Origin of the sequence: Corynebacterium sp. HMSC071B10, from assembly GCF_001814825.1 — a bacterium.
Classification (GTDB): domain Bacteria; phylum Actinomycetota; class Actinomycetes; order Mycobacteriales; family Mycobacteriaceae; genus Corynebacterium.
Genome location: NZ_KV818029.1, coordinates 13,743 through 30,577 on the forward strand (window position 1 = coordinate 13,743; position 16,835 = coordinate 30,577).

14 protein-coding genes are annotated in these 16,835 nt (G+C 64.5%); 3 read left to right on the forward strand and 11 right to left on the reverse strand.

Going from position 1 to position 16,835, the window contains the following annotated elements:
- Positions 1–21: 21 nt before the first annotated feature.
- From pheT to uvrA, 8 genes are all read right to left on the reverse strand, one after another.
- Positions 22–2,529, reverse strand: coding sequence for a phenylalanine--tRNA ligase subunit beta (gene pheT, locus HMPREF2990_RS12075; RefSeq protein ID WP_070764850.1), 2,508 nt, complete (start codon positions 2,527–2,529; stop codon positions 22–24).
- A gap of 35 nt (positions 2,530–2,564) precedes the next feature.
- Positions 2,565–3,611, reverse strand: a complete 1,047-nt coding sequence (gene pheS, locus HMPREF2990_RS12080; RefSeq protein WP_070764851.1) for a phenylalanine--tRNA ligase subunit alpha — start codon at positions 3,609–3,611, stop codon at positions 2,565–2,567.
- 83 nt (positions 3,612–3,694) lie between these two features.
- A complete protein-coding gene (locus tag HMPREF2990_RS12085) occupies positions 3,695–4,498 on the reverse strand; it encodes a TrmH family RNA methyltransferase (RefSeq protein WP_070764852.1) in 804 nt (267 codons plus the stop codon).
- Positions 4,499–4,520: 22 nt separating this feature from the next.
- Positions 4,521–4,799 carry an NINE protein gene (locus tag HMPREF2990_RS12090; protein WP_246817562.1) on the reverse strand — a complete coding sequence of 93 codons (279 nt, stop codon included), beginning with the start codon at positions 4,797–4,799 and terminating at the stop codon, positions 4,521–4,523.
- A 241-nt stretch (positions 4,800–5,040) separates the two neighbouring features.
- A complete protein-coding gene (rplT, locus tag HMPREF2990_RS12095; protein WP_038590394.1) occupies positions 5,041–5,424 on the reverse strand; it encodes a 50S ribosomal protein L20 in 384 nt (127 codons plus the stop codon).
- Positions 5,425–5,484: 60 nt separating this feature from the next.
- Complete coding sequence (rpmI, locus tag HMPREF2990_RS12100) at positions 5,485–5,679, reverse strand: 50S ribosomal protein L35 (protein WP_070764853.1); 195 nt, start codon at positions 5,677–5,679, stop codon at positions 5,485–5,487.
- A gap of 32 nt (positions 5,680–5,711) precedes the next feature.
- Positions 5,712–6,233: a translation initiation factor IF-3 gene (gene infC, locus HMPREF2990_RS12105; RefSeq protein ID WP_083317190.1), complete on the reverse strand. Its 522-nt coding sequence runs from the start codon at positions 6,231–6,233 to the stop codon at positions 5,712–5,714.
- Between the two features lie 307 nt (positions 6,234–6,540).
- The gene (gene uvrA / locus HMPREF2990_RS12110) at positions 6,541–9,393 is read right to left on the reverse strand and encodes an excinuclease ABC subunit UvrA (RefSeq protein WP_070764854.1); all 2,853 of its coding nucleotides are present in this window, start codon (positions 9,391–9,393) and stop codon (positions 6,541–6,543) included.
- Between the two features lie 112 nt (positions 9,394–9,505).
- Between uvrA and HMPREF2990_RS12115 the strand changes: the two genes are divergently transcribed.
- The 3 genes from HMPREF2990_RS12115 (at position 9,506) to HMPREF2990_RS12125 (ending at position 13,596) form a co-directional block, all read left to right on the forward strand.
- Positions 9,506–10,102, forward strand: coding sequence for an MBL fold metallo-hydrolase (locus HMPREF2990_RS12115; RefSeq protein WP_070764855.1), 597 nt, complete (start codon positions 9,506–9,508; stop codon positions 10,100–10,102).
- 149 nt (positions 10,103–10,251) lie between these two features.
- The gene (locus tag HMPREF2990_RS12120) at positions 10,252–11,286 is read left to right on the forward strand and encodes a DoxX family membrane protein (protein ID WP_070764856.1); all 1,035 of its coding nucleotides are present in this window, start codon (positions 10,252–10,254) and stop codon (positions 11,284–11,286) included.
- A gap of 108 nt (positions 11,287–11,394) precedes the next feature.
- Entirely contained in the window at positions 11,395–13,596 is a 2,202-nt protein-coding gene (locus HMPREF2990_RS12125) for a HelD family protein (protein ID WP_246817563.1), read from the forward strand.
- A 68-nt stretch (positions 13,597–13,664) separates the two neighbouring features.
- Here HMPREF2990_RS12125 and HMPREF2990_RS12130 read toward each other — a convergent pair whose 3' ends face one another.
- The 3 genes from HMPREF2990_RS12130 to uvrB all read right to left on the reverse strand — a co-directional run bounded on the left by HMPREF2990_RS12130 (position 13,665) and on the right by uvrB (position 16,756).
- Positions 13,665–14,108 (reverse strand): universal stress protein, encoded by a 444-nt coding sequence (locus tag HMPREF2990_RS12130; RefSeq protein ID WP_070764858.1) that lies wholly within the window; start codon positions 14,106–14,108, stop codon positions 13,665–13,667.
- A gap of 70 nt (positions 14,109–14,178) precedes the next feature.
- On the reverse strand, positions 14,179–14,637 hold the full coding sequence (locus HMPREF2990_RS12135; RefSeq protein ID WP_070764859.1) for a universal stress protein: 459 nt from the start codon (positions 14,635–14,637) through the stop codon (positions 14,179–14,181).
- Positions 14,638–14,662: 25 nt separating this feature from the next.
- Entirely contained in the window at positions 14,663–16,756 is a 2,094-nt protein-coding gene (gene uvrB, locus HMPREF2990_RS12140; RefSeq protein ID WP_070764860.1) for an excinuclease ABC subunit UvrB, read from the reverse strand.
- Between the last annotated feature and the right edge of the window lie 79 nt (positions 16,757–16,835).

A 16,835-nucleotide genomic window follows, 5' to 3' on the forward strand; every position in this document is an offset into this window, starting at 1 on the left:
TGCAAATTATTCATGTGCTTTTTACGCGCGCATCTCCGCACCGAAGCGATCCTTCGCCGCTTCCGCTGCCGCCAAGCGGCCCTCCGAAGCCTCGTCCTCGGTCAGCGTGCGATCCGGCGCGCGGAAGACCAGGCCAAACGCCAAGGACTTCTTGTCCGCGCCGAGTTGCTCGGAACGGTAGACGTCGAAAAGCGTGACCGACTCGAGCAGCTCACCGGCACCCTCGGCGACGACCTCGCGCACCTTCTCCGCGGGTACCGACTCGTCCACCACCAGGGCGATGTCCTGGTGCAGCGCCGGGTAGGCTGACAGCTTCGGTGCGGGCAGCACCGAGTCAAAAGGCAGCGCGGAAAGGTCGAGCTCCATCGCGCACACGCGTGGCGGCAGCTCGAGTGCCTCGAGCACCTGCGGGTGCAGCTCGCCGGCGTGGCCAACCACGGCCTCGCCCACGCGCAGCTCCGCGCAGCGGCCCGGGTGCCACGGTAGGTAGTCCGCAGCGGCGACCTCGAGCTCCACACCTGCGGCGCGGGCAACCACGCGCGCGGACTCGATGGCATCGGCCCAGGTGTAGGCGCGCGCCTCACCAAGCGGGCCCTCCGCCTCCGCGTCGCCTACCGCGACGGTCGCCGCGTGAAGGGGCTGCTCCGGTACCGAGGCAAGAAGCTCCTCGATGGTTGCCGCGTCCGGGCGCGCGGCCACGCTCGGCATCGGCGAGGACTCCGCTCGCTTGAAGCTGGTCTGCGCAACCGAGTAGATGGCCAGGTCTGCCCTGCCGCGGGCGACGTTCTTGCCCACGGCCTCCAGCATGGAGGGCAGAAGCGTGGTGGCGAGCACACCGTAGTCGTTGTCCAGGGGGTTCTGCACCAGCACGGTGTTGCGGCGCGGGTCGTCCGCGTCCAGGCCCCAGGTGTCGAAGGTGTCGTTGGCCATAAACGGGGTCGGGATGATTTCCGCGTAGCCAGCGTAGGCCAGCGCGTGAGTCACCGCGCGGCGACGCTTCTGCGCCGGGGTGAGCCCTCGCCCACCACGCGGCGTCGGCAAGATCGACGGGATTGCGTCGAGTCCCTCGAGGCGCACGATCTCCTCGATCAGCTCCACGTCCTCATTCAGGTCACCACGCCAGGTCGGCGGGGTCACCAGGAAACGCTCGCCTTCTAAGGTGACCTCGCAGCCGACCTCCTCGAGACGGCGCGTGACCGTCTCCGCGCTGTAGTCCACGCCGATCAGCTGCGAGGGGTACTGCGCCCCAAGCGCGATCTCTTCGCGCTGCGGTACATCGCCGACCAGCGTGCGGCCAGTAGCAATGGTGCCGCCGGCAATGTCTTGCAGCAGCGCGCAGGCAACGTCCAGGGCCACCTCCACAATTGCCGGGTCCACGCCGCGCTCGAAACGGCGCGAAGACTCGGAGCTCAGCTTGTGGTGGCGTGCCGTCTTCGCCACGGTCAGTTCGTCCCACGTCGCAGCCTCGAAGTAGACGTTCGTGGTGGTCTCGGAAATCTCCGAGGTCACCCCGCCCATCACGCCAGCCAGCGACTGGATGCCGGACCCGTCGGTGATGACCACGTCGCTGTCCCGCAGCTTGCGGGTGGTGTGGTCCAGCGTCTCGAACTCCTCGCCCGCCTGGGCCTTGCGCACGGTGAGGTTCCCGGCGATCTTGTCCGCGTCGAAGGCGTGCATCGGCTGGCCGAGCAGCAGCATGACGTAGTTGGTCACGTCGGTGGCCGCGTTGACGGAGCGGATCCCGGAGAGCATGAGCTCGCGCTGCATCCAGAACGGGGCTTGCGCTGCCGGGTCGATGCCCTCCACCTTGGCCAGGCCGAAGCGGGAGGCGCGGGTGTCGGGGTGCAGCGTGACGTCGATAAGCGAGCCCTGCGGCGCGGGCACCGCCGACGTGTCGACACCTGCGACCTGCGGGTCCTGCGCGGGGTCGGCGAACTGCAGGTCGAAGGCGGAGGCAAGCTCGCGCATCAGGCCACGCGCCGAGAGCGCGTATCCGCGGTCCGGGGTGACGTTGACGTCGAAGATCGTGTCGGCGAGCTGCAGGATCTCCCGCGCGTCATCGCCCGGCTTCCCAAGCCCCTCGGGCAGCGTGATGATGCCCTCGCTCTTCTGCGTCATGCCCAGCTCAGCTGCCGAGGCCATCATGCCGTTGGAGATGTGGTCGTAGGTCTTGCGCGCGGCGATCTCGAAGCCGCCGGGCAGCACCGCACCCGGCAGCGACACCACAACGTAGTCGCCCAGCGCGAAATTGCGCGCGCCGCAGATGATGCCTTGCAGCTCGCCAGTGCCGTTGGCCTGGCCCACGTCGACCTGGCAGTAACGGATCGGCTTCTTAAAGCCGGTGAGCTCCTCGATTTCGGCGACGCGGCCGAGCACGAGCGGTCCGGTCGTCTCCTCGATCGGCGCGTAGCCCTCGGTCTCGAACCCAACGCGTACGAATCCCGCGTCGAGCTCCTCGTCGGTCACGGTCCAGCCTTCATTGCCAGCACCTTGCAGCAGGCGGGTGAGCCAGTTCTTAGAAATCAGCATGCTTTGATCAAAACTCCTTGTCGCTTGCGCCTGCTTTAAGCCTGTACACCGAACGGCAGGGTGAAACGCACATCGCCCTCAACCATGTCGCGCATATCCGTCAGCCCGTTGCGGAACTGCAGCGTGCGCTCCAGGCCCATGCCAAACGCGAAGCCCTGGTACTCGGTCGGGTCCACGCCGACAGCGCGCAGCACGTTCGGGTTGACCATGCCGCAGCCGCCCCACTCGATCCAGCCAGCGCCGCCCTTCTTGTTCTCAAACCACACGTCCACCTCGGCACTCGGCTCGGTGAACGGGAAGTAGTTCGTGCGCATGCGGGTCTTCGCTTTCGGCCCGAACAGCGTCTTCGCCAGGTGATCGAGCGTGCCGCGCAGGTGGGCCATCGTCAGGCCCTTGTCCACCGCAAGCCCCTCGACCTGGTGGAAGACCGGGGTATGCGTCGCGTCCAGCTCATCAGTACGGAACACGCGACCCGGGCACGCGATGTACAGCGGCACGTCCCGCTCAAGCAGGGAACGCACCTGCACCGGCGAGGTGTGCGTGCGCATGACCTGCTTCGAATCGGCCGCACCGATGTAGAAGGTGTCCTGCAGAGTGCGCGCGGGGTGATCCGGGATGAAGTTCAGCGCGTCGAAATTAAAGTATTCCGCCTCAACCTCCGGGCCTTCCGCGATCTCCCAACCCATACCGATGAAGATGTCCGCGATCTGCTCACTCAGCGTGGTGATCGGGTGCATCGCACCCACCTGCCGACGCGTCGTGGGCAAGGTGACATCCACTGCCTCTTCCTTCAGCTGCTGCTCGCGGTACTCCGCCTCGCGCACCTCGCGCAGCTGAGCATAACGCTTCTCGACGCGACCTCGCGCCATATTCACCATCCGCCCCGCATCCTTGCGCTGGTCCTTCGGCAGCGAGCCAAGGGAGCGGCGTGCCTGCGGGATAAAGGCCTTCTCCCCCAAATGCTGCCGGTGTGCTTCTTCCAGCGCAGGCAGGTCGGCTGCGTGCTCAAAGGCCTCGATAGCTGCCGCGGCGGCGGCATCGAGTGCCTCCTCGGTCAGTTGGATCTCGGGAGTCTCGGACACTCTCGTCCCTTCCACTTCTAAAGATGATAATTTTCGCGCACACCAGCATACCCGCGCAGCGGAGCACCACAGGGAGGAGGTGCTTAGAGCGCCTTCGAGGACTCCCACATACACATTGCCGCGGCAGTCGCCAGGTTCAGCGACTCTGCGCTGCCCTTGATCGGGATGGAAACGCGGTGATCCGCGAGCTCGAGAAGCTCCGCGGGCAGCCCGTGCGCCTCGTTGCCAAACAGCCACGCCGTCGGTTTCGCCAGCACCTCGCTGGCCTCATCGAGCGGGACCTCCCCATCCATTGCCGTCGCCACAATCTGCAGGCCTTGCGCCTTCAGCTGGCCCACCACGTCCTTGATATTGCGCTCCCTGGCCACCGGCAGGTGAAACAGCGAGCCCGCAGACGCGCGCACCACCTTGGAGGATTCCGGATCGACCGTGTCGCCGGCGAAAATCACCGCGTTGGCACCGGTAGCGTCCGCGATACGGATGATGGTGCCCGCGTTGCCGGGATCATTCGTCTCCACCCCGACCGCGACGAATTCCGGCTTACCGCGCAGTGCAGAGCCCACCGTCCACAGCGCCGGCTTGCACACCGCGAAGATGCCGGTGGTGCTCACCATGTCCGTCATGTGCTTCGCGGCCTGGTCCGTGATCGCGTGTGTGTAGACATCCATGTACTCGGCGGTGGTGACGATCTCCGCGAACTCATCGGCGGCACGCTCGGTGACAAACAGGTCTGTCGCCGCCCCCGTGGCCACCGCCGCCTCGACGGAGTTTTCCCCCTCCACCAGGAACTGATTTGCTTTCTTACGCGCCTGCGCACGGTGCAGCTTTGCTGCATTGATCACGCGCGGGGTGCGCTCGGTAAACGGTTGGGAGAAATCGAGTGCCATGCCCTCACACTCTACTCACCTGCTAGCGCAGCAGCCGCACCCCGCGTGCATCCGTGCGGAAGGTCCCACTGCGGGTGAACACCATGCACAGATCCACAATCACCCAAAACACCAGCGCAAACCAAACCAGGAACCCGATGAGCACCGCAGTCGTAAGCCAGCCGGCCAGGTAAAGACCGAGTTGGAAGAGTCCGCGCTTGGTGTATCCGGCGTAGAAACTGTGCGCGCCGAAAACGCCCAAGAACAAGCACAGCAGCACGGTGATCACCCACGAGCGCGGTTGCTCCTGGCCCGATGGCACCGCCCCCAGACTCCGACAGCGACTGCGGTGGCTGCCAGCTGGGAGCCTGCGCACCGTACTCCGCCCAGTCATTCTGAAAGCTGGACGCGTACGGTGACTCGCGCTTTCCACTGTTGCTGTAGGGGTTCGTCATGGCACACACGATACACACTGACACCGATACGGTCTCCGCACGAACTGTCCGCACATACGTAAAACGCCCACCTGCGGGTGCAGGTGGGCGTCGACAAGCAGCAGGCGCTTATGCAGCCTTCGGTGCGTTGACGTCCTCCGGGAGGGCGTTCTTAGCGATCTCGCAGATAGCGGAGAACGCAGCGAAGTCGTTGACTGCAAGCTCGGCGAGGATCTTGCGGTCGACCTCGACCTCAGCCAGCTTCAGGCCGTGGATGAGGCGGTTGTAGGTGATGTCGTTGAGACGAGCAGCAGCGTTGATGCGCTGGATCCACAGCTTGCGGAACTCGCTCTTACGCTTACGACGGTCGCGGTAGGCGTAGGTCTGGGAGTGCAGCCACTGCTCCTTCGCCTTGCGGTACAGGCGGGAACGCTGGCCGCGGTAGCCCTTCGCGGACTTCAGAATCGCGCGGCGCTTCTTCTTGGCGTTGACTGAACGCTTCACACGTGCCATGAGTCAAACTTCCTTTACGTTTTTGAGGGTTATGTGCGGTAATTGGGTGCGCGGAAGGCTTTATGCCTTGCCCAGCAGGCGCTTGACGCGCTTCTGGTCTGCGCGAGCCACGTCGACGGTGCGGGACAGCTTGCGACGACGCTTGGAGGTCATCGACTCGTTGAGGTGGCGCTTACCGGCCTGCTCACGACGCAGCTTGCCCTTGCCGTTAACCTTGATGCGCTTTGCGGTGCCCTTGTGGGTCTTCTGCTTCATGGTAAAAGCCCTTCAGAGTTGAAAAATGTGTGCTACTTCTTGCCCTTGCGAGCCGGACCAAAGACCATCGTCATGTTGCGACCGTCCTGCTTCGGGCGGGACTCGACCACGCCCAGCTCGCCGATGTCATCAGCGAGACGCTCAAGCAGACGGAAGCCAAGCTCCGGACGGGACTGCTCGCGGCCGCGGAACATGATGGTGACCTTGACCTTGTTGCCCTTCTCCAGGAAGCGCTCGACGTTGTTCTTCTTCGTCTGGTAGTCGTGCTCATCGATCTTCGGGCGGAACTTCTGTTCCTTGACCACGGTCTGCTGCTGGTTCTTGCGCGCTTCGCGGGCCTTCTGATCCTGCTCGTACTTGTACTTGCCGTAGTCCATGATCTTGGCTACGGGCGGCTTGGCCTTCGGTGCCACCTCGACAAGGTCAAGGTCGGCGTCGTATGCCAACTTGCGAGCGTCATCCGTACGGACGATGCCCACCTGCTCGCCGGACGGACCGACAAGGCGAACTTCCGGAACGCGGATGCGTTCGTTGATTCGAGCTTCAGCGCTGATGAGAACTCCTAAAGACGAGAATTACAATGTGATCGCTACCAAGCCCCAAGTAGCGCTCGTCCCACACGAAAAACCCGCTAGTCTTGCTCAGGCTAGCGGGAGTTCATCCATAACGGCAGGGCACGGCAATATTGCCGTGTGTCCTACCGTTGACCCGTATCCTTCGCAGCGAGTGCGCCGCGCGGCTTGGGGTGGGAGTAACTCCACTTGCGGCCCGTACACCTAGAAAAGGAGCACTGGGCGGTAGTGCCTTGAAACGTTAACAGCTTCGCCGCAGATGTCCAAATCCCCACGCCGCACGTGCTTTTTAAGCCAGCACGCGCTGCAGGTACTCGCCCGTAAAGGAGTCTTCGACCTGGGCCACGTCCTCGGGCGTACCCTGTGCGACGACGGTGCCGCCGCCGGAGCCGCCCTCGGGGCCCATATCGATGATCCAGTCCGCGGACTTGACCACGTCCAGGTTGTGCTCGATGACCAGGACCGTGTTGCCCTTCTCCACCAGGCCGTTGAGCACCAGCATGAGCTTGCGGATGTCCTCAAAGTGCAGGCCGGTGGTCGGCTCGTCAAGGATGTAGATCGTGCGCCCGTTGGAGCGCTTCTGCAGCTCGGTTGCGAGCTTGACGCGCTGCGCCTCGCCGCCCGACAAGGTCGTTGCGGACTGGCCGAGGCGTACGTAGCCCAACCCGACGTCGACAAGCGTGGCGAGGTAGCGGTGGATGGACGAGATCGGCTCGAAGAATTCCGCTGCCTCGGAAATGGGCATGTCCAGCACCTCGGCGATGGTCTTGCCCTTGTAGCGCACCTCGAGCGTTTCGCGGTTGTAGCGCGCGCCGCCGCAGACCTCGCAGGGCACGTACACGTCCGGCAGGAAGTTCATCTCGATCTTGATCGTGCCGTCGCCGCGACAGGCTTCGCAGCGCCCGCCCTTGACGTTGAAGGAGAAGCGGCCTGCTTTGTAGCCGCGCACCTTGGCCTCCTGCGTCTCGGCGAAGAGGTTGCGGATCTTGTCAAAGACGCCCGTGTAGGTCGCGGGGTTCGAGCGCGGCGTGCGCCCAATCGGGCTCTGGTCGACCTGCACGAGCTTGTCCAGGGAGTCGAGGCCCTCGACCCTCTTGACCCGGCCCGGTACCTGACGCGCGCCGTTGAGCTCGTTTTGCAGCGTCTTCGCCAGAATCTCGTTGACCAGCGTGGACTTACCGGAACCAGAGACACCGGTGACGGCCACGAGCAGGCCAAGCGGGATCTCCACCTCGACGTTTTGCAGGTTGTTCTCCCGCGCGCCGACGACCTTGATGGTGCGCTCCGCATCCACCGGGCGGCGCGTGGCAGGTACCTCGATCTGCTTCCTGCCGGCAATGTAATCACCCGTGATCGAGTTCTCGGCCTCCTTCAGGCCCTCCGGCTCGCCCTGGTAGACCACTTCCCCGCCGTACTCGCCCGCACGCGGGCCGATGTCGATGAGCCAGTCCGCCTCGCGGATCGTGTCCTCGTCATGCTCCACCACGACCAAGGTGTTGCCCAGATCCCGCAGCTTCTTCAGCGTGGCGATCAAGCGGTTGTTGTCGCGCTGGTGCAAGCCAATCGACGGCTCGTCCAACACGTAGAGCACGCCCGCCAGCCCGGAGCCGATCTGGGTGGCCAGACGAATACGCTGCGCCTCGCCGCCGGAGAGCGTGCCCGCGGACCTGGCCAGGGTGAGGTAGTTCAGGCCGACGTCCAGCAGGAAGTGCAGGCGCGCCTGGATCTCACGCAGCACGGCACCCGCGATCATCTCCTCGCGGTAGCCGAGTACCAGGTTGTCCAGGTACTCGGAGGCGTCCTCGATGGAAAGCTCGGTCAGCCCCGCGATCGACTGCTCGCCGTGCGTGGTCGAATCCAGCCGCACCGCGAGAATCTCCGGCTTCAGGCGCGCCCCCTTACACGTCGGGCACGGCACCTCACGGGTATACGCCAACAGGCGGTCCTTCTGCGTGTCCGTCTCCGCCTGCTCGAGTTTGCGCTCGAGGTAGCCGATCACGCCCTCGTAGGCCGCGCTGAACGAACGCTGCCGCCCGTAGCGGTTCTTGTAGCGCACGCTGACTTTCGTGCTCGAGCCCTGCACCAAGTGCTTCTGCTGCGTCTTCGTCAACGAGGAAAACGGCGCATGCGCGTCGAAGTCCTCTTCCTTCGCCAGCGCTTCGATCAGCCGCACGAAGTACTTCTTGTTGGGGCTGGAGTTCCACGGCTGGAAGGCGTCCACCGCCGGCGCGTCCGGGTCCGGGATGACCAGGTCGGTGTCGATCTCCTTGCGCACTCCCAGCCCGTCGCAGGCAGGGCATGCCCCGAAGGGCGAGTTGAAGGAGAAGGCGCGCGGCTCGTACTCCTCCACGTCCAGCTTGTGCCCGTTGGGGCAGGCCATCTTCTCCGAGAAGATCTGCACGCGCTCCGGGTCGTCTGCCTCGAGGTCGACGAAGTCGAAGCCGACCAGCCCGTCGGCAAGCTTGAGCGCGGTCTCAACAGAGTCGGTGAGGCGCTGCTTCTGGCTCGCTTTCACCTGCAGGCGGTCGACCACCACGTCGATGGTGTGCTTGATCTGCTTTTCCAACTTCGGCGGGTCGGAGAGCTGATAAGTCTCACCGTCGACGTTGACGCGCGAGTAGCCCTGCGCGGCCAGGTCGGCGAACAGGTCCTGGAACTCGCCCTTGCGCTTGCGCACGATCGGCGCGAGCACCTGGAACTTCGTGCGCTCCTCGTACTGGAGGATCTGGTCGACGATCTGCTGCGGCGTCTGCCGCTGGATCACCGCGTCGCACTGCGGGCAGTGCGGGGTGCCCGCGCGCGAGTAGAGCAGGCGCAGGTAGTCGTAGATTTCGGTGATCGTGCCCACCGTCGAGCGCGGGTTGCGGTTCGTGGACTTCTGGTCGATCGAAACCGCGGGGCTCAGACCGTCGATGTAGTCAACGTCGGGCTTGTCCATCTGCCCGAGGAACATCCGGGCATACGAGGACAGCGATTCCACGTAGCGTCGCTGCCCCTCGGCAAAGATTGTGTCGAAAGCAAGAGAGGATTTGCCGGAGCCGGAAAGCCCAGTAAACACGGCCATCTTGTCGCGCGGTAGGGCGATGTCTACGCCCTTGAGATTGTGTTCGCGCGCGCCGCGCACCGTGAGCCATTCAGCCACGTCACCACGTCCCTTCCCGAGTACGTTTGTTGCCCTTCTGCCCTAGAAGCTACCAACCCCACACAACTGTGCTTTCCCCCGGCCTATTCCATATCTGTCTACGCTGGGGCGCATGACGCTTACTTTGCATCACATTTCCGTGTCCGAGATGGATAACAACTGCTACCTCATTTGTGCCGGGGACAAGGGGCTGCTTATCGACGCCGCCGCGGACCCCCAGGCACTGCTCTCCCTCGCCCGCGACGCCGGCGTGGAGATCACGGACGTGCTGACCACCCACCGCCACCACGACCACACCCGCGCGCTCGTCGAGGTACTCGAGGCGACCGGGGCCCGGCACTGGGCTCCCTATCTGGACGCGCCGGCGCTGCCCGCTGCAGTCGACCACGAGCTACGCGATGACGACGTGCTCGAGTTCGCCGGGCACGAGTTTCCCGTCTGCATCCTGCGCGGCCACACCCCAGGCGGCGCGGCGATTGCTGTGGAGATCGACGGCGTGCCTAACCTCTTCGTCGGCGATTCCCTGTTCCCCGGCGGGCTGGGCAAGACCGCCTCGGAAGGCGACTTCGTCCGCTTGTACAAGGAAGTCAAGGACAAGCTCTTCGCCGCCTACCCGGACGAGGCCATCGTGTGGCCGGGCCACGGGAAGCCGACCACCCTGGGTGAGGAGCGCCCCCACCTGGACGAGTGGTGGCAGCGACGCTGGTAGTACCTGCCAATACCGGTACGTTTGCGCGAGCACAGCCCGGAAGCCCACCGGTGGCGCGCAAACATAAGTACAGTTGGTAGCAGACGAGTCCGTTTCGGGCTCCGATCGCAAGATCCCCATAAACGTAAATGAGAAGGAATGGTTAAGAGATGATTCGTAAGATCGCTCGCCCGATGCTGGCGTCCGTGTACATCATCGATGGTGTTGAGACCATGCTGAACCCGGCCGGCCACAAGGAGGCCGCAGCGTCCGCGCTGAAGAAGGTGCGCTCCGTCGTGCCGCGCGAGTACCGCGGCCTGGTGCCGAAGGACCCGGAGACCGCCGCGCAGCTCGTTGGCGGTGTGAAGGCCGGTGCTGGCAGCCTCTTCGCCATCGGCAAGATGCCGCGCACTTCCGCCTCCCTGCTGGCGCTGACCACCGTGCCTTCCCTGATTGGCCGTAACGCCTTCTGGGAGGCCGAGGATGAGGACGACAAGGCTCGCCGCCGCACCGGCGCGCTGACCGACGTCGCGCTCGCCGGTGGTGTGCTGCTCGCCACCGTCGATACGGACGGCAAGCCGGGCTTGCAGTGGCGCGCGCAGAACGCCGCCAAGGTGGCGAAGAAGAACGTGCAGCAGGCGCTGCCGACCCAGTCTGAGACCGAGAAGGCCATGAACAAGGCCAGCAACTGGTTCAGCGACGCGACCGAGACGGTCACCGACTACGTCGATGACAACAAGGACGACTGGAAGAAGACCGCTTCCCACGCCAGCGAGGTCGCCGGCGACTGGTTCGAGGACGCGAAGAAGCAGACCTCGAAGTTCCTCTCCGAGACCGCGGATCGTGCGCAGGACGCCTACCAGGACTTTGACGCAGAGAAGCTCATCGACCAGGCAAAGCCCTCCAAGCTCGAGCAGTACAAGGCGAAGCGCAAGGTCAACGCCCTCGTCGGTGACCTGCAGGGCTCTATCGATGACCTGCGTCCGAGCACGCTGGACAAGCTGTCGGCCAAGCACAAGGTGAAGAAGAGCCACAAGAAACTGGACAAGAAGGCGCAGGATGCCGTCGATAGGCTGCAGAAGGCTTTTGACAAGCTCGACGCTGATCCCTCCTTCATCACGAAGCTGAAGTGGAAGCGCAAGGCAAAGAAGGCCGAGAAGCGCGCCAAGCAGACTGTGAAGAAGCTGGAGAAGAAGCTGGGCTAATCCGCCACTTTTACTGCTGGCCCCGCCAGTCCGGAATAATCCGGGCGGCGGGGCCGTTTGTTGCTACAGCGGTACACCCCGCGACCAACCGTGAGGAGGAATGACCGGGTGGGAACCCCCGAGAAGATCGCAGCCGAACAGGCGTATGTGGACACGCTCTTTGCGCACCTCGACGCAGAGGTGACAGCGGCGCAGGAAAAGCTTGCCGCGGTGCAGCGCGACGTGGACCCCGATAACCCCGATTCGGATGCGCTCGTGCGGCGCGAGACCGAGTACCACGGACTCAACGCGAAACTCGACGCGCTGAACATCGCCGAGGTGGGTCTCGTCTTCGGGCGTATCGATGTGGCTGACGACGAGGTGGAAAACCCAGTGCCCGGCCGCGAAGGCCTGGAGCGTCGCTACATCGGGCGCATGGGCATGGACGACCGCGAGGACAACTACCGCACGCTCCTGCTCGACTGGCGCGCGCCACTCGCGCGACCCTTCTACCTCGCCACCACCGCGCACCCTGAGGGTGTGGAGCAGCGGCGCAACATCCGCATGCGGGGGCGCACTGTCACCGCCGTGGATGACGAAGTACTCGCCGGGGAAGGCCTCGACGCGGAGGTCGAGCGCGGCAATGTTGGCTCTGAGGCGGCCCTGCGGCACGCGATGAACGCTGCCCGCACGGGCCACATGCGCTCCATTGTGGAGACGATTCAGCGCGAGCAGGATGAGATCATCCGCGACCCCACCCGGGGCGTGATGGTGGTGCAGGGTGGGCCCGGTACCGGCAAGACCGCGGTCGCGCTGCACCGGGTGGCGTACCTTTTGTACACGTGGCGCGAGCAGCTCTCGCGTACTGGCGTGCTCATCATCGGACCGAACCCCGCCTTCTTGGACTACATCTCGCGGGTGCTGCCGGAGCTTGGTGAGACCGGTGTGGTGCTCTCCACCATCGAGGACCTCGTGCCCGGCTTCCGCCCAACCGCCAGCGGTGAGTCGGCGGCAGCGCGCGAGGTGAAAGGCTCCGAGGAGATGGTCACCATCCTCAAGCGCGCCGTCCAAGCCTACGAGACGGTGCCTGCTGCTCCGGTGCCGCTGAAGATCGGCTCGGTCGATATCGCGGCGACCCCGGCCATGGTCAAGGCGGCGCGGACGCGTGCGCGCCGCTCCCGCAAGCCGCACAATCAGGCACGCGAGTTCTTCGCCGAACACCTCACGCAGTCGCTCGCGGAGGCACTTGCCGATCGCATTGGCCGCGACCCGCTCGGCGGCGAAAACCTCCTGTCCACCGCAGATGTGGACCAGCTCCACGACGATCTCGCCGAAGAACAGCAGGTCATCGATCTTGTCGACGAGTACTTCCCCGAGCTCGACCCAGCCGAGGTCCTCGAGGCCACGCTCACCGACCGCGCCCGCATCGAGGCCGTCGCCGGCGACTACGACGCCTACACCCAGGATGCGCTCTACCGCGCGCCGGGCACCGGGTTTTATCCTTCAGACACCGCGCTTTACGACGAGCTGTCCGTCCTCATCGGCGTCACCGACCCCACCGAACAGAAGGCCAAGGAGGAGGCGCAGTGGCGGCAGCTCGTGGAGGAAGCCGAGGACGCGCTCGACGTGCTGGCGTCCTCCGAGTCGACGGACAACGACGACGACCAGTTCGAGGCCGAGATCCTTTCCGCCGCCGACGTCATCGACGCCGAAACCCTCGCCAGCCGCCAGCGGGTGACCGATATCCGCTCCACGGCGCAGCGCGCCCGCGAGGACCACACCTGGGCCTACGGCCACGTCATCGTCGACGAAGCGCAAGAGCTCACGCCGATGGAGTGGCGGATGGTCTTCCGCCGCTGCCCGTCGAAGTGGATGACGCTGGTGGGCGATACCGCGCAGACCTCCTCCCCCGCCGGCAGCGACGACTGGGCCACAACGCTCGAGCCTTTTGTGGGCGAACGCTTCCGCACCCACCAGTTGACTGTGAACTACCGGACACCCGCGGAAGTGATGGAGTACGCCGACGAACTCCTCGCCGAAATCGATCCCGAGGCAACCTCTTCGGTGGCGATCCGCGAGGCCGGCGTCCCCGTGCGCCATCTGTCGGCAGGCACAGATCCGGCGGAGGTTGCCCGTTCGCTGCAGGCCGATGGCAGGATGGTCGCCGTCATTGATGCGGACAACGTCGCGCAGATGAAGGGTCTGGAGTTCGACCACGTCATCTTGGTTGATCCCCGCCGCATCGTCGACGCCTCGCCGCAAGGCCTCCAGGACCTCTACGTCGCCGCGACCCGCGCGACACAGAGCTTGACCGTGATCGGCGAGCTTTAGCCCACCCACCGCACACGACAAAGCCGACCACCCCTTTCACAAAGGCGGTCGGCTTCGCTCGAAAGCTTTTACTTGACGGTGTGAACGATCATCACGTCGCAGTCGGACTGGCGAGCCACGTCCGCCGGCACGGAGCCAAGCAGGCGGCCGGTCAGCGAGTTGATGCCGCGGTTACCCACCACCAGCAGCTCCGCGTTGTTGTCGTTGACAATGGCCATGAGCGCCTCGACCGGGGTACCCGGGCGCGTCGCGGTCTGGACGTCCGACACACCGAAGCTGCGCGCGTGCTCGGCAGCTTCCTCCAGGTTCTTCAACGCCTGCTCATCGCCCAGAATGGTCACCGAGTCCTGGCGGAGCGCCTTAGAGGCGTCCTCCTCACTGCGGTAGTAGGCCGTGCCAATGACCAGCGTCGAGTCGAAGGCCGCGGCCATCTTTGCTGCACGCTCCACTGCAAGCAAGGAGGACTTCGATCCGTCAGAGCCGACGACGATGGTGTTGTAGTAATCAGCCATGGTGTAGTGGATGACCTTTCATCAAGTTGGGGAATCTTTACACATGATACTCCGGGTCCGGACCTAGTGGTTAGTCGTGTCCCTCTGCCCTGGTGTCAACCAGCATAACGTCTACCGGTGCCTTCTTCGCCACGTTTCCGGGGATGTTGCCGAAGAGCCTGCCCGCCAGCGAACGCATGCCCTTGTTGCCCACCACGAGCAGGTCGACCTCGTACTCCGCGACGGACTCGAGCAGCACGTTCGCCGGCTGCCCCGCCTTGGACACCACGTTGATCCGCGGAGCCTGCTCCTCTTCCGCGATGGCGCGGGCGCGGGCGAGGATCTCCTGCGAGCCGGTCTCGGTGACGATGTCGATCTTGCTCAACTCCGCGTTAGTGGAATTGAGCATCGAGCCGGAGGCCGTGTAGTGCGCGCAGATGACTGTCAGCTGTGCGTCGTAGACGCGGGCGAGGCTCGCGGCCGCGCGGACAGCGACGAGCGACGTCTGCGAGCCGTCGGTACCTACTGCGATCGAGTTATAGGAATGCATGGTGCGTCGATGCGCCTTTCTAGTCTTAGTTTCCTGTGTCTTTCATACCACGGAGTTCCTTCTTCAGGTCCGCGATCTCATCACGCAGGCGTCCCGCCAGCTCAAATTTGAGCTCGCGGGCGGCGTCGCCCATCTGTTTCGTGAGGTCGTCGATAAGCGATTGCACCTCGTCGGAGGCCATGGTGGAGGTGTCCGGCTTGGCCACCACCGCAGCCTCGCCAGCGCCGGTGCTCTCGGTGTCGGCGTTCTCGTAGACCTGGTCCAGAATGTCGGCGATCTTCTTGCGCAGCGGCTGCGGGTCGATGCCGTGTTCCTTGTTGTAGGCAAGTTGCTTTTCGCGGCGGCGCTCGGTTTCGTCGATAGCCTGCTGCATCGACTCGGTGACCTCGTCGGCGTACATGATGACCTCGCCCGAGACGTTGCGGGCTGCGCGGCCGATGGTCTGGATCAGCGACTTCGTTGAGCGGAGGAAGCCCTCCTTATCCGCGTCCAGGATGGCCACGAGCGAGACCTCTGGCAGGTCGAGGCCCTCGCGCAAAAGGTTAATGCCGACGAGCACGTCGAACTCGCCGAGGCGCAGCTGGCGCAAAAGCTCCACGCGCTGCAGGGTGTCGATGTCGGAATGCAGGTAGCGCACCTTGATGCCGTGGTCGAGCAGGTAGTCGGTGAGGTCCTCGGCCATCCGCTTCGTCAGGGTGGTCACGAGCACGCGCTCCTGCTTCTCGACGCGCTTGCGTACCTCCTCGATGAGGTCGTCGATCTGGCCCTTCGTCGGCTTGACCGTCACCTTCGGGTCCACCAGCCCGGTCGGGCGGATCACCTGCTCCACGAACTCGCCATGCGCCGCCTCGAGCTCGTAGTCGCCCGGCGTCGCAGACATGTACACGGTCTGGCCGACGCGGGCCTCAAACTCGTCGAAGGTCAGGGGCCGATTATCGACGGCACTCGGCAGGCGGAACCCGAACTCCACCAGGTTGCGCTTACGCGACATGTCGCCCTCAAACATGCCGCCGATCTGGGGCACGGTCACGTGGGACTCGTCGATAATGGTGAGGAAGTCTTCCGGGAAGTAATCAATCAGCGTCGCCGGGGCGGAACCGGGGCCGCGGCCGTCCATGTGCCGCGAGTAGTTCTCAATGCCGGAGCAGAATCCGACCTGCTGGATCATCTCCAGGTCGTACTCGGTGCGCATGCGCAGGCGCTGCGCTTCGAGCAGTTTGCCCTTGCTCTCCAGCTCCTCGAGCCGGTCCGCGAGCTCCTCCTTGATCGCCTCGATCGCCTTCTCCATACGCTCGTCGGTGGCAACGTAGTGGGTGGCCGGGAAGATGCGGACCTCGTCTTCCTGGCTGAGCACATCCCCGGTGAGCGGGTGGATGTAGTAGAGCTCGTCGACCTCGTCACCGAAGAACTCCACGCGCACCGCGACCTCCTCGTAGGCGGGAATGATGTCCACGGTGTCGCCCTTGACACGGAAGGTGCCGCGCTTGAAGTCGACGTCGTTGCGTTCGTACTGCACGTCGACAAGCAGGCGCAGGAAGCGATCGCGCTCAACCTCCTCGTCCACGCGCAGCACGATCGAGCGGTCCAGGTAGGACTGCGGGGTACCCAGGCCGTAGATGCACGACACCGAGGAGACCACCACCACGTCACGCCGCGAGAGCAGCGCCGAGGTCGCCGAGTGGCGCAGGCGCTCCACGTCATCATTAATCGACGAGTCCTTTTCAATATAGGTATCGGTCTGCGCGATATACGCCTCTGGTTGGTAGTAGTCGTAGTAGGAGACGAAATACTCGACCGCATTATTCGGCAGCAGCTGGCGCAGCTCGTTAGCCAGCTGCGCGGCCAGCGTTTTGTTCGGGGCCATCACCAGGGTGGGGCGCTGCTGCTGCTCGATCAGCCACGCGGCGGTGGCGGACTTACCGGTACCCGTGGCGCCCATGAGCACCACGTCCTCTTCCCCGCGGCGCAAGCGCGCATCCAGCTCCGCGATCGCCGCGGGCTGGTCGCCCGAAGGCTCGAACTCGGAGACCACCTCGAAGGGCTTCTCGCGCCGCTCAATCTCGCCAACGGGGCGGAATTCTGAGTGCGCCAGGACCGGGTGTTCTGCAGCAAAAGCCATGTCCACAACCATACGCGTCGCCCCCGAAAGGGGCGAAGTTGCGATAGTTTTTGCACTAAGCATCAAATGGTTGCGACTT

Bases quoted from the DNA above. Each gene is read 5' to 3' on its own strand.
- rplT (WP_038590394.1), bottom strand. From the start codon at position 5,424: ATGGCACGTGTGAAGCGTTCAGTCAACGCCAAGAAGAAGCGCCGCGCG.
- rpmI (WP_070764853.1), bottom strand. From the start codon at position 5,679: ATGAAGCAGAAGACCCACAAGGGCACCGCAAAGCGCATCAAGGTTAAC.
- HMPREF2990_RS12135 (WP_070764859.1), bottom strand. From the start codon at position 14,637: ATGCATTCCTATAACTCGATCGCAGTAGGTACCGACGGCTCGCAGACG.
- HMPREF2990_RS12120 (WP_070764856.1), top strand. From the start codon at position 10,252: ATGATTCGTAAGATCGCTCGCCCGATGCTGGCGTCCGTGTACATCATC.
- pheT (WP_070764850.1), bottom strand. From the start codon at position 2,529: ATGCTGATTTCTAAGAACTGGCTCACCCGCCTGCTGCAAGGTGCTGGC.
- HMPREF2990_RS12085 (WP_070764852.1), bottom strand. From the start codon at position 4,498: ATGGCACTCGATTTCTCCCAACCGTTTACCGAGCGCACCCCGCGCGTG.
- HMPREF2990_RS12115 (WP_070764855.1), top strand. From the start codon at position 9,506: ATGACGCTTACTTTGCATCACATTTCCGTGTCCGAGATGGATAACAAC.
- HMPREF2990_RS12130 (WP_070764858.1), bottom strand. From the start codon at position 14,108: ATGGCTGATTACTACAACACCATCGTCGTCGGCTCTGACGGATCGAAG.
- uvrB (WP_070764860.1), bottom strand. From the start codon at position 16,756: ATGGCTTTTGCTGCAGAACACCCGGTCCTGGCGCACTCAGAATTCCGC.